Annotated in this window: 11 protein-coding genes; 5 read left to right on the top strand and 6 right to left on the bottom strand. The window is 44.7% G+C overall.

Annotation, left to right across the window (positions count from 1 at the left end; all coding sequences use genetic code 11):
• Nucleotides 1-7 precede the first annotated feature (7 nt).
• Together GA693_RS04155 and GA693_RS04150 are read left to right on the top strand one after the other, a co-directional pair.
• Nucleotides 8-343: a type II toxin-antitoxin system RelB/DinJ family antitoxin gene (locus GA693_RS04155; RefSeq protein ID WP_005177448.1), complete on the top strand. Its 336-nt coding sequence runs from the start codon at nucleotides 8-10 to the stop codon at nucleotides 341-343.
• Between the two features lie 92 nt (nucleotides 344-435).
• Nucleotides 436-879, top strand: a complete 444-nt coding sequence (locus tag GA693_RS04150; protein ID WP_005177446.1) for a GNAT family N-acetyltransferase — start codon at nucleotides 436-438, stop codon at nucleotides 877-879.
• A gap of 21 nt (nucleotides 880-900) precedes the next feature.
• Here the strand turns inward: GA693_RS04150 and GA693_RS04145 are convergent, their stop codons facing one another.
• Nucleotides 901-1,611 carry a pseudouridine synthase gene (locus tag GA693_RS04145; protein ID WP_005177444.1) on the bottom strand — a complete coding sequence of 237 codons (711 nt, stop codon included), beginning with the start codon at nucleotides 1,609-1,611 and terminating at the stop codon, nucleotides 901-903.
• Nucleotides 1,612-1,762: 151 nt separating this feature from the next.
• Between GA693_RS04145 and GA693_RS04140 the strand changes: the two genes are divergently transcribed.
• A complete protein-coding gene (locus GA693_RS04140) occupies nucleotides 1,763-2,215 on the top strand; it encodes a DUF441 domain-containing protein (protein ID WP_034597660.1) in 453 nt (150 codons plus the stop codon).
• Between the two features lie 43 nt (nucleotides 2,216-2,258).
• Here the strand turns inward: GA693_RS04140 and GA693_RS04135 are convergent, their stop codons facing one another.
• From GA693_RS04135 to GA693_RS04120, 4 genes are all read right to left on the bottom strand, one after another.
• Nucleotides 2,259-3,440, bottom strand: coding sequence for an MFS transporter (locus GA693_RS04135; RefSeq protein WP_228153082.1), 1,182 nt, complete (start codon nucleotides 3,438-3,440; stop codon nucleotides 2,259-2,261).
• A 173-nt stretch (nucleotides 3,441-3,613) separates the two neighbouring features.
• Nucleotides 3,614-4,534 carry a LysR family transcriptional regulator gene (locus GA693_RS04130; protein ID WP_005177438.1) on the bottom strand — a complete coding sequence of 307 codons (921 nt, stop codon included), beginning with the start codon at nucleotides 4,532-4,534 and terminating at the stop codon, nucleotides 3,614-3,616.
• Nucleotides 4,535-4,786: 252 nt separating this feature from the next.
• Entirely contained in the window at nucleotides 4,787-6,502 is a 1,716-nt protein-coding gene (locus GA693_RS04125; protein WP_152342351.1) for an AAA family ATPase, read from the bottom strand.
• Nucleotides 6,503-6,589: 87 nt separating this feature from the next.
• The gene (locus GA693_RS04120) at nucleotides 6,590-8,608 is read right to left on the bottom strand and encodes a hypothetical protein (RefSeq protein ID WP_160241369.1); all 2,019 of its coding nucleotides are present in this window, start codon (nucleotides 8,606-8,608) and stop codon (nucleotides 6,590-6,592) included.
• Nucleotides 8,609-9,062: 454 nt separating this feature from the next.
• Between GA693_RS04120 and mdh the strand changes: the two genes are divergently transcribed.
• On the top strand, nucleotides 9,063-10,235 hold the full coding sequence (gene mdh, locus GA693_RS04115) for an iron-dependent methanol dehydrogenase (RefSeq protein ID WP_160241370.1): 1,173 nt from the start codon (nucleotides 9,063-9,065) through the stop codon (nucleotides 10,233-10,235).
• Between the two features lie 247 nt (nucleotides 10,236-10,482).
• Nucleotides 10,483-11,478 carry an alpha/beta hydrolase gene (locus GA693_RS04110; RefSeq protein WP_160241371.1) on the top strand — a complete coding sequence of 332 codons (996 nt, stop codon included), beginning with the start codon at nucleotides 10,483-10,485 and terminating at the stop codon, nucleotides 11,476-11,478.
• Between the two features lie 57 nt (nucleotides 11,479-11,535).
• Here the strand turns inward: GA693_RS04110 and GA693_RS04105 are convergent, their stop codons facing one another.
• Entirely contained in the window at nucleotides 11,536-12,717 is a 1,182-nt protein-coding gene (locus tag GA693_RS04105; RefSeq protein ID WP_070155198.1) for a sigma-54-dependent transcriptional regulator family protein, read from the bottom strand.
• Between the last annotated feature and the right edge of the window lie 144 nt (nucleotides 12,718-12,861).

Here is a 12,861-nt window from a genome sequence, read left to right as displayed (position 1 = left end):
TAAAATCATGAGAAAAACTGAAGTTTATCAAATTCGCCTGGATTCTCAGGAAAAGAAACAGGCTTTTGCCGTGTTTAAACAGTTGGGGATTACACCGGCACAAGCGGTTCGTCTGTTCTTTAAACAGGTCGTTCTGACCAAATCTATTCCTTTTTCTATCGAAAACCAGAATATTAATCTGGAGCAGCTGATCAAGTTAAGAAAGCTCAAGCAAGAACAGCAAAATACTCAGGCCACCCCAACACCTGCGCCCGTCAGCACCGACACTTCCCCACTGGACGATGAAGATCTGGACCTGTTTGCCGAATTAAATGCCCTCTTGGGTGAAACTGACAAAAGTTAACAGTGTTGTATTTATAAACAATATTTTAATTTAATCTGCTAAAAACTTGGTTATGCTGCATAGACAACAATAAGATATGCAGGGAGTCATGGATGATTGTCAGACGCGCAACCGTAGCAGATCTCGAGCAGCTGGCCGTATTATTTGATGAATATCGTCAATTTTATGGTGCATCTTCTAACCTGAAGCTTTCACACCAGTTTTTACAACAGCGTTTTGAAAATCATGAAAGCGTGATTTTTATTCATGTGAAAGATGAGGTGATTACCGGTTTTATCCTGCTGTATTTAGGCTTTTCTTCGGTGGCCTGTACCACCTATTATATTCTGGATGATGTCTATGTGACGCCGGTCTATCGTCGTCAAGGCTCGGCCAAACAGCTGATTGATACCGCAATTCATTTTGCCCGTCATAACAATGCACTACGGATTAGTCTGCAAACCCAGAACAACAACTATCAATCGCATCAACTGTATGAACAGATGGGCTTTATTAAAGACAATGAGTTTCAGACCTACCACTGTTTCTTAAAATAGCCCAATCTATTAAAAGCCGGTTTAATCCTGCATCCGGGTACGCGCCTGCTGTACCTGGGCGTCATCTAAATAGATCCACTGCCCCAACTCGAGTTCTGGCAGGTTTAAAGCGCCAATTTGCTGACGATGCAGCTTTTCCACCTTATTGCCAACTGCTGCCAGCATCCGCTTTACCTGATGATAGACACCCTGATGAATGGTCATTTCCAGCTCGTGCTCGGCCAGACGGCAAATATCGGTGGCAGCAAAAATGCCGCTTTCATTGCGCAGTTCGACTCCATCTGCCAGTTGCTGGATTTGCGCATCTGTGACCGGATCTGCGGTGTACATGCGATAGACTTTGGCCACATGCTTTTTCGGATGGGTCAGCGCCTGTAAAAACTGGCCATCATCAGTTAGCAATAACAAACCGGTGGTGTCCTGATCTAAACGTCCCACACATTGCAGGCCACGATTCAGCAAAATATCGTCAAACAGATCAAACACACTAAAATGATGGGTGGCCTGATGTGAACACTCATAACCTTGCGGTTTGTTTAACGCGATATAGACCTTCTCCCGATAGGTATAGTCCTGCCCATAGACCGAAAATTTTAAACCCTGCAACTGCAGTTTCTGTTTGGGTTGGGTGATGACTTCACCCTCAATGGCAATCGCACCATTTTGAATCAGCTGCTGGCAGTGTTTGCGTGAACCAAAGCCTTGCGATTGCAACATTTTTTCTAAAGTCATCGAATTACCTGTGGAGTGAAAGCTGTATCAATATGGAAGATGGCGTATTTTATACTGAAACCGCGCTGGAGTTGGAATCTATCAGCAGGCCCCGCTGAAAAAGGCTACAATAATGGCCTCTTTTTCTCCCATGCCACCGTGTTCAGCCTGTATGTCACACCTCGATTTAAACCTGATTGTTCTGCTTATTTTATTGGCCTGCGGTATTTTTAGTCACAATACTGCCGTCACCATTGCCGCCGCGGTGTTAATCGTGTTTCGCATCACACCACTGGAAGTATATTTTCCGCTCTTGCAACAGCATGGTTTAAATATTGGCATTATCATTTTGACCATTGGCGTACTAACGCCCATTGCCAGCGGTAAAATCCCCGGTGATGAAATCCTGAAATCATTTATGCACTGGAAATCCATACTCGCGATTGGCATAGGCCTGTTTGTGGCCTGGCTCGGTGCACGTGGGGTACAGCTGATGAGCCATCAACCGAATATTGTCGCTGGCCTGCTGATTGGTACGGTTGCCGGTGTGGCCTTGCTGCGCGGTGTGCCGGTCGGACCATTAATTGCCGCCGGCATTTTATCGTTATTGATTGGTTCTAAATAGCCACTTCATACAGACACGGCTTTAAAGAGATACGGATACACGATTAGGCACGTACATCGGCCTGAAACAGCTTTTGGCATAATAGCCAGCCCATTGCCGAGAACGCAGCCATCACAATACCGACCCAGAACCAGTCTCCGGTGGCAGAAACAATCGCAGCAATTGCTGGTGGCAACAGAAACTGCGATGTCGCTGAGCACTGTAAAATCATGCCAATGGTCGCACTAATGGCCACCGGACTAGGCGCAAAACGCAAGGCTTGAGCAAAGACCACCGCGGCGACCAGACCACCAAATAACGAAAAGCTAAACACGCAGGCAAACTGCAGTAAAAATGGTAACTGGGCCTGAAAGATATAGAAACTTAAGGCACACAGCATCAAGATGATAAAACCGGTTTGGACTAAAGTTTTAGGCAGCAAACCGCGCTGCAACATGATGCCGCAGGCAAAGGTCCCGACTGCATTGGCAATCGCCACCGAGGCAGTTAATGCGCCTGCCAGCGTCAAGGAAATCTCGTTTTGCTGATAAATCGTCGGTAAGAAACCGACCAGACTAAACCATTGTCCGGCATAGGTGCCGAACATCAATGCCAGCATCCACGCTGGTGGATGTTTGAGCGTGGTTTTGATCAGCTGAAACACTTCAATTTTCTGGGTTGATTGTTGCGGTTTCGGCACTCGGGTGGCGACCAGCGCAAACAGGTTTAAGGTCAGTAGTGTTAGCGTCAGCCATACCCCTTGCCAGCCCATCATGGTGATTAGCCACGGCGTCAGTAATAAGGAAATCCCCATGCCGCCGCCCATATAGGCACTCCACAAGCCCATTTTGGCGGAAATTTCTTCTGCCGGCACCAGCTGGCGAATATAGGCCGGACCACTTAAGGTCACCAGTAAAAAGCCAAATCCTTCCACTACCCGCAGCAGCAGCAAACTGCTGACGCTTTGGCTAAACCCACCGAGCAAACTGGCTGCGCTTAGTAAGCCCAGTCCAAGCAAGACACAGCGTTTCAGTCCAATTTTTTCGACATAACTGCCCAAGGTCAGTGCAAACAGCATACCAGCCCCTTGCACCAGCGACAGCAACAAACCAGCTTGTACCAGCCCGATCCCCAGTTCCTGCTGTAATACCGGCACCGCTGGCGGTAATTTACCGACATGCATCGCCGCGACAAAACCTGCACAAATAATCCAAATATCCCTGCTGAACCATTGTACTTTGGACATACCCTTACTCACTTCAATCTTGTGACTTGAGCTTATCAAGTTCAGTAACTGCCATTTATTAAAAAAACATCTCATCTTATGTTTTTCCTGAATAAATGGCGTAGCTGGCAGATGATTCAACGACCTGAATCCTCACCATTATTTACTCAAAAATTACGCTATTTGTGCGGATGTTATTGTGCATAGTAATGACTACGCTTTTGCGAAAATTTTTCCAGCTGTTTCAGGAAGCCTTCAAAATAGCTTTTTTCTTTTTCTTCACTGCGATAACCAGCATACAGCGTGCGGCGTAGTCCTTCTGCCGAAACACAATGCAGACGGCGTGAAGTGACCCAACCTTTTTGTTCATATTCATTTACCACCCAGTCCGGTAAGGCCGCCACACCCCGACCGCTGGCCACCAGCTGGATTAACATCTGGGTTAAATCTGTGGTGCGAATGGCTTTCGGATAGATATTGGCCGGAATAAACAGCTTGGCCATAATATCCAGGCGGTGTTTATCCACCGGATAGGTAATTAAAGTTTCTTCGGCCAGGTCCTGCACCGAAATGTCCGCAGCACGTACCAATGGATGGGTATTGGACAGCACCAGACGCGACTCATATTCAAAAATCGGGAAATACTCGATGCCTTTTAAGGCAATCGGGTCGGCGGTAATCAGCAAATCAAATTCGGCATGTTGTAATAATTCATGCGGATTGGCTTCAAAGCCGGAAGCAAAATCCAAATCAACATCGGGATATTGCTGACGGTACTGATTTAACAGCGGCATCAGCCAGTCAAAACAGCTATGACATTCCGAAGAAAAAATAATCCGGCCGGTTTGCCCATGCACAATCCGGGTAATATCGGTTTGGGCAATCTGGATCTGCGGCAAAATATCATCTGCCAGTTTCAGCAAACGCTGCCCCACATTGGAAAACGTCACCGGACGCGAGCGACGATTAACCACTTCCACCCCATACCAGTGATCCAGCTCTTTCAACTGATGGGAAATGGCAGATGGGGTCAGGCATAAATCATTGGCCGCGGCCACCAGTGAACCATGTTCGCGTAAGGCCAATAAGGTTTTTAAATGACGAATTTCAAGCATGGGAAATGAAGTATCTCAAAATCAGGAGATGCACTGCGCTGAATGCAATGTCGCCTTAAAAATAAAAATATGAATTAAATTCATCTTAGCATAAATTCCATGAGTTGGTTTCATTATTCTAAATAAGGCAGCTGTTAAGAGATGGCGCTGTTTTTAAGCAAGATGAAGATGAGTTGAAATACGTCTAAATAACGAATAAGCATAAAAAAGAGCATCTTTAAGATGCTCTTTTATTACGGAAGGATGAAAAGTTTATTCTACATATAGCAAGGCCAGACGCACCTGATCATAGCCCATGCGCGGACTGGTCAGCTCGACAATCGGGCGCAGCTTGATCGTGCCATCATCATTAAAATGATCACTTTGCTGACGTTTTTGCAGGCGTTTATAAATTTTGCGGATTTGCTCCACCACTTCCTCACCCGGATGCGCCACCGAAATATCCAGTCCCTGTTCCTTATGCAAACGCGCCAGATGGTTAATAATCGTCGCTGGAGTCAGGCCACGTTCATGGGCAATATCTTCAATCTCATAACCTTCTTCAAACAAGGCCCGGGTTTCATCTAGCGTTGCCGAGGCATAATTCTGCTTACCGCCACTGCGTGCGATTTTCCGTTCATTGCGTTCAATTTCAACCTCATTCAAGGTGCCGCCACAATGCCGGATGAAGGCTTTATGCTGTGCGGTCAGGTCAATTTCGGCAAAATTCTGTTCTGCTTCCTCTGACAGTTCCTGAAAACGGCGATCGGCTTTAATTGCCAGACTGTCCAGCTCCAGCGCCTGCTCGTTAAAGCCCAATAAACGCAGGCCATCTAAGGTTTTTAATCGTGACAGTGCCACATAGCCCTGACCTTTTTCAAAGGTATGGCTCAGGTTAATTTCTGCCGCTTCTAAAGTCATACCTTGCGATTTATGAATGGTAATTGCCCAGGCCAGACGCAACGGAATTTGCTGGAAACTGGCAATGGTTTTTCCGGCTTCATTATCAATCGACCAGGTTTCTGGTTCGACCAGCAGCACCGTGCCATCAGTCAGTTTGACTTTCGGCAGGCAGCCATATTCATCATCTTCTTCAAAGCCAATCACCTCGCCCAGACTGCCGTTGATATAACCCATATCAAAGTTGTTTTTAACAAACATCACTTTGGCATGTTTTTTCAGGGTCAAGGTTTCAGGCGCACGCACCGAAGATTTTAAGGTTTCAATCAGTTTGTCATTCCCATCACAGCTGGCATCGAACTGGCGACTTTCAGCATCAATTTCATTTAAATGCTTAAAGTTGATGGTATCGACATCCATATTGTGAGTATATAAACGGGTAAAGGTGTCGCCAATATCCTGCTGACGGGTATTTTGCAGCGCCTGCAGATGCTGCGGGCCAATATCCTGACGACGAATCGCATTGAGAATATCGTTTAAAAAGTCATTGCCCTGACGATGCTGCTCGGTCAAATAGCAGACCCGGAATTTGGCCTCGACCCAGGCCTCCGACATAAAGCAGAATTTATCGCGATTACGTTCATCATTTCTGCCCACTGGCGGCAACTGGAAGAAATCACCAGCGACAATCACCTGAATACCACCAAAGGCTTCATCGCTTTCCTTAAAATATTTCAGCACCTGATTGACCAGATTCAACTGCTTGGCATGCAGCATCGAAATTTCGTCAATAATCAAGACCTGCGCATTTTCCAGATGTTCTTTCAGGTATTTGCGCTCTTTCATATTTTTCAGGTCGGCATCAGACAAGACATCTTTAATACCAATGCCGGCCCAGGTGTGAATGGTCATACCATTCATATGTGTGGCGGCAATTCCGGTCGAGGCCGTAATCGCCACCGGCACTTTACGTGCTTTTAAATAGTTGATGTACTGATTGAGCGTATAGGTTTTCCCTGCACCGGCCGAGCCTGTTAAAAATACATTTTCGCCCGCTTTTAAGAGTTTGAGTGCAGTTTCCTGTTTCATAAGACCTATACCGTAGATGAACGGCTATAGCCTACCCATTTTTCAGCAAAAAGTTAAGGCAAAAACCACATCTGGCGACATCACTTGTCATAAAGTTCCGGCAGATGGGTCCTGTTTTAAGCGGCTGTTCAGCCATTGAATAAACTGTTCCGCAATATTGACCAGCAACTGTTCGGCTTTATGATTGTTCGGATATTCCAGCTGATCAAAGCGCAGCTGTCCATCGAGCAGATGACAACCCAGCGTTAAGGACTGGCGATAACACGGCGATGACATATGAAAAGCCACATATTCGCCTTCAATAATTTTCTGGCTATAACTCACCGCCAGACAATGATGAAAACTGCGCGACTCCTGAATAATCCGGTCCAGACTGTTCAATTCCTCAAAGCACCAGCCCAGATACTGGGTTCTGCCTTGTAGCGATACGGGCGGCCAGTGGCTGACGTTTAACTGTTTTTTCAGCTTGGCCAGAATTTCGGCTTTATGTACTTCATGATGCCAGCGCACCGCGCGCTGAAAAATACTGCTCCAGCTGACATTTTTCGGGGTGTAATTTTTTTCATTAAAATAATCGACCAGATAATCGCGCACATAAGCATCAAACACCGATTCACGCACCGGCCCGGCCTTTAAATAAAACAGCTGCCGAAATTGTTCCAGCGTCAGCTGATGACGGCGTAAACAGTGCATAAAGTCACGCGATTGCTGACTCTCCGGATGAATAAACTGTATTAATTCAGCCGGCAGTTCCGCCGTGACCTTATGCAGATGCAGCATATAGGCCTGCATCACCCGGCTTAAACGTGCATAAACCTGTTTCACCTGCAGTTCATCCTGTGCCGCAACAATCGCCAGCAAATTCATCCATTCATCTAAATACAAAATAGACGGGCTGATGCTAATTCGCGGGTCTTCCAGTGACTGGCGCTGGCCTTTTTGCACCACCCGGGAATTATGCTGATGTTCAAACCATTGATGTTGCAGCGCAAAATGATCACAGCTCTGAATAAACAGCCGCGCCGAGGCATACTGGAAATACTGCAAGGTGGCCAGAATAATGCGTGGATGAATCTGGCTGCAATCAACAAAACTTAGCGCCACCACCGCCACACGGACACTGGAATGATGAATATTGTCACTGAGCCAGTCCAGCACCAGTTTCGATTGCCGAAACAGCCAGTTGACTGCGCGTGGATAATCAAACAGTGGCAAACGCGCAACTTTGGTCTGCCAGATGCGGGTATTTTTTTCCAGAAAATGCCGCTTGGCCAGAATATTATCTTCGGCCCAGACCGCACGGTTCATAATCCGGACAAAGCCTAATAAATGACTCTGCTCTACCGCGTGTCGATACAACAGCCGAATATCGTCCTGATGATCGATTAAATCCTGTAAATTAAATCGCTCTGGAAATGAGATACTTAAAATACGATACATGGCTTTAGGTAGAAATTCTGCTGCACTAAAACAAAAATCATCATAACTTAGCATCAGTGCTTGCACTGGCAAAAAGGTTTCACCCTCTACAAATTCCAAAGCGCATAGTGTCGATAAAGCAGTTAAAACATCTTCAGGAATCGGCTGCCCTTGCTGCACAAATTTGGTCAATACTGGTTGATACTGATCGTCTACCTGCATTAATGCCTGATCTAAAATTTGCGCCTGCATAGCATCTAAATGCAACAACAATTGCTTAACCCGTGCTGCACCATCTACCCAAAGATAAACTTGCTGCAGAATCAATTGCCGCAATTGCTGCGCCTGCTTACGCAAAAATAAGGAATGCTGCGGTTTTAAATCCCCTGTCAAAAAATGCAGATCATGTAAGAAAAAATCTTCAAACGCTTCTTGCTGTTGCCGCGCAAATTCAAAGTGGGTTTCTATTAAATTTGTATGCGATTTTGGCGAATAAAATTCAAGGCTAAACAGACCATTCAACAATTCGACCCGATGCTGCAAAGGATCAATTCGAAACATATTTTGTGCTGTAAAATGCCCAACCAGATCCATTTGATCTTGATAGATTTCTGCGGCCACACTGGAAATACGAACCAATTGCTGTGCAACGGCATGCAACTGGCTATGCTGGCGACTTGGCTGCATATACGCTCCTCATGCTTAAGTGCGGTCTATCTAAGTGTCATCTTATTTTTATTTGATTACACCGAATAGACCCATCACGTGATACATCCCTATTTTTTGTTTTTTATTTCCCATCCGCAAAAAGTGGACAATTCTTCAATCTAGCTTAAGCCACTTATTAATTGAATTACACTTTAAATATGTGTGTGCTGTATTCACACCTTAAAATTAGAGATACAAAAAATACTATAAACAAGATTTGTGCTCTTGCCTATAGACTGCGCACTACTTCAGATAATAAAACAAATTAAAAATCCATAATTTTCAAGTGATTATTTTACACTCTTTGATCAGCAACTAGGGTTGGTATTTGGTAGGTAGGATTTCACAACAAAGCAATGGATACTCAAATTACGGTTCAACACCGCGATAACAACACATTATTCCAATATCCAATGCAAGAAGGAATCTGAGCATGGCTTTTAAAAATATTGCAGATCAAACCAACGGTTTTTATATTCCTTGTGTGTCACTCTTCGGCCCTGGTTGTGCCAAAGAAATTGGCGTAAGAGCACAAAATTTAGGCGCCAAAAAAGCCCTAATTGTGACTGATGAAGGACTGTTTAAATTTGGCGTTGCCGATACCATTGCAGGCTACCTCACCGAAGCAGGCGTTGCCAGCCATATCTTTGCTGGTGCAGAGCCAAATCCGACCGATATTAACGTGCATAACGGTGTTGATGCCTACAATGCCAATCACTGCGACTTCATTGTGTCCTTAGGTGGTGGTTCTTCCCACGACTGTGCCAAAGGCATTGGCTTAGTGACCGCAGGTGGTGGGCATATTCGTGATTATGAAGGCATTGATAAAAGTACTGTGCCAATGACCCCACTGATTGCCATTAACACCACTGCAGGTACAGCTTCGGAAATGACCCGTTTCTGTATTATTACCAATACAGACACGCACGTTAAAATGGCAATTGTCGATTGGCGCTGTACACCACTCATCGCCATTGATGATCCAAAACTCATGATTGCCAAACCTGCAGGTTTAACCGCAGCAACGGGCATGGATGCCTTAACCCATGCTGTAGAAGCCTACGTTTCAACTGCAGCCAATCCTATTACCGATGCCTGTGCAGAAAAAGCCATTCGTATGATTAGCCAGTGGCTTAGCCCTGCTGTGGCAAATGGTGAAAATATTGAAGCACGTGATGCCATGAGCTATGCGCAATATTTGGCAGGTATGGCATTCAACAATGCCTCTCTAGGCTATGTGCATGCCATGGCGCATCAACTTGGCGGTTTCTACAACTTGCCGCACGGCGTTTGTAATGCAATTTTATTGCCGCATGTTTGCGAGTTTAACCTGATTGCCTGCCCTGAGCGTTATGCCGATATTGCAGAATTGATGGGAGTCAATACTGATGGATTAACCATCACAGAAGCTGCCTATGCCGCAATTGATGCAATTCGTGAATTATCTAGCTCGATTGGTATTCCAACAGGTTTAGCAGAGTTAGGCGTGAAAGAAAATGACTTGGCGATTATGGCTGAAAATGCACAAAAAGATGCCTGCATGCTCACCAACCCACGTAAAGCCAATCATGCACAAGTGGTCGAAATTTTTAAAGCCGCGATGTAATTTGAATCTCCTGCTGAGTGAATCACGATTTGCTCAGCATCTCCCATCTTTTTTTCAATTTTCCTCTTTTGCTGTTTTATTTTTATCCTTCCCTTTGGCAGAACCATCTCAGATGCGTTCTGCTTTTTTTTGCTGTTCAGAACAAAATGAACTCGCAGCATAAAACTAAAGCGATGTAGATGCAGAGGGTTTGCATAATTCAATTTGACAAATGCGCACAGCGCATCAAGGATATAGTCAAAATAAAATGGATGACGAACACCTTATGCTGTTAGGTAAAAAACAAAAAACAACACCAAGCTATCAACCCGATATTTTGGGTGCCGATTACCAACAAATGACGCTGGATTTTCCTTCGGATTATGAAGGCAAAGTGATTGCTACCTTGGTACGCAAAAAAGCCGAACAGAAAACCCATAAAGCCGTACTTTATATTCATGGTTTTATTGACTATTTCTTTCAAACTGAAATGGCAGACCAGTTTAATCAGCACGGTTATGACTTTTATGCGTTGGATTTGCGTAAATATGGGCGTTCGCATTTGTCACATCAACATTGGTACAATGTGCGCAGCTTGTCTGAATATGATGCAGAAATTTCCGCTGCACTTGAGCAAATTGCCACAGAAGAACATGATTCGGTAATTTTGGCAGGACATTCAACAGGTGGATTAATCACCACGTTATATGTGGCACATCATCCCAATCATCCACTGATTCGTGGTTTATGGTGTAACAGCCCTTTTTATGATTTCAATATGAGCGAGATTGAGAAAAAATTCGGCATTCCTCGTTTGAGCCAATTGGGCAAATTGCTGCCAGAAATGAAATTTCCAAGCCGCCTTAATCCATTTTATGTACCAAGTCTACACAAACAATATCATGGTGAATGGTTATTTAATTTGGAATGGAAGAAACCGCGTTATCCAAAAGTGCGATTAAGTTTTGTACGTGCAATTCATGAAGCGCAAAAAGAAATTCATGCCAGTGTGCATTTAGGTGTACCCACCTTAATTATGCATGCGAGTCAAAGTAGTTATCCACGCCAATGGAATGAGATTGCGCAACGCACTGACGTAATTTTAAATGTTGCAGATATGCAAAAATATGGACATCACATGCATGGCGATATTCAGCTTTGCCAAATTGAAAATGGCGTGCATGATTTGGTACTTTCTGCGCCCGAAGTCCGTGCGGAAGTGTATCAGTCCTTGTTTGACTGGTTAAACCGCAAGGGGCTATAAAACTAAAAACTTGAACTAAAGGAAGTGAATTAACGGCTAAATGACTTGATGCATCCCTTAAGCTGTGTATTTTAATAAAATTTGATGTGCAGGATGCCCCTTGGGCATCAATTCAATTAAACGCTCCACTGCGTCAATCGCTTCAGGGCTGCGTGCCAAATGTTTTAGCAATACATCGGTATCTTGTGCATTAAAAATGGCATCACTCAGGCGAGATTCTAAGCAATCTCGCCATGCACATAAAAATGGACTTTCAGTTTTCGCCAAAAATACTCCTGCACACGTTTGTAAGGCAGACTGCACATAACCAGCATCTAAAGCCTGCTCAGCTTGTAAAAAATCGGCTTCTATATGCGCCAAAATTCGGTAAGGACGCGAACCAAGCATCCCGCCTAGAATATCACGTAATTGAGACATCTCAGCTTTAAGCGTGCCCATACTGACTTTACGCTCACCATATAGAGCTTGGTGTAAAGTATCTAAACTCATGCCTTGTGGACAAAGTGCTAAAATCACCAATATTTCAATTTGACGCGGTGTCATCACCACCACTTTGCCATTAAATAACACCTGTGGCACGCGAAACGCGCGAATATAAAGCTGCTGTTTTTGCTGATCAAGCAGTGCATTTTGAATCAAAGAAGCACAGCGTTCTGCTGCCAACATCCCCAAACTGTTATGGTTTTTCCAAGTAGTCGATAAATCAATTACACCCAATACTTGTTTGGAATAAGGGTCTAAAATAGGCGCTGCATAACAAACCCAGTCATGTAACGATGACATAAAGTGTTCACTGGAAAACACACAACTTGCTTGCTGAGTTTTAAGTGACAAAGCCAAAGCATTGGTACCCACCAACTCTTCACGCCACTGCCCGCCTTCTACAAAATGCACCTGTTCCGCCACATTACGCATTTGCGCGCTCGCTGCCGTCCAAATAATTGTACTGCCCACATCGCCCACGGCTGCCACCATGTCGGACTGCTGTGCGATATGTCTTAAATCTTCTGCACAGTTTTGCACAGCACGTTGTAAGGCCGAACCACCATGTGTATGCGTTAGACTATAATTTAACGGGGCTGCCAACCGATCAACAGGAATTTCAGCAATTTGAGAGCGTTGCCAAGATTTTAAAATACTCTGCTGAATTTGCTGCGCATGCAGCGGCGATAAACTGCTGCTTTGTCTAAACTGTTCAATATGCTGCCTTTTTTCCAATAGGTCTTGTTTTTTCATCATTATTGATTCTCACAATCCTGTGGGCATTACATCCATTGTACCGCTTACTTTTGTAAGGATTTGTTCGCTGCTTGTAAACCTGCAACTTTCCAACCTTTTTCCAACCTTATATTGGTATGCTAAACAAATAACGTACCAAAGTAC

The organism is Acinetobacter indicus, from assembly GCF_009914475.1.
GTDB classification, from domain to species: domain Bacteria; phylum Pseudomonadota; class Gammaproteobacteria; order Pseudomonadales; family Moraxellaceae; genus Acinetobacter; species Acinetobacter indicus.
Note: the sequence above shows the minus strand (reverse complement) of the source record. Positions and strands in the feature narration are given on the sequence as shown.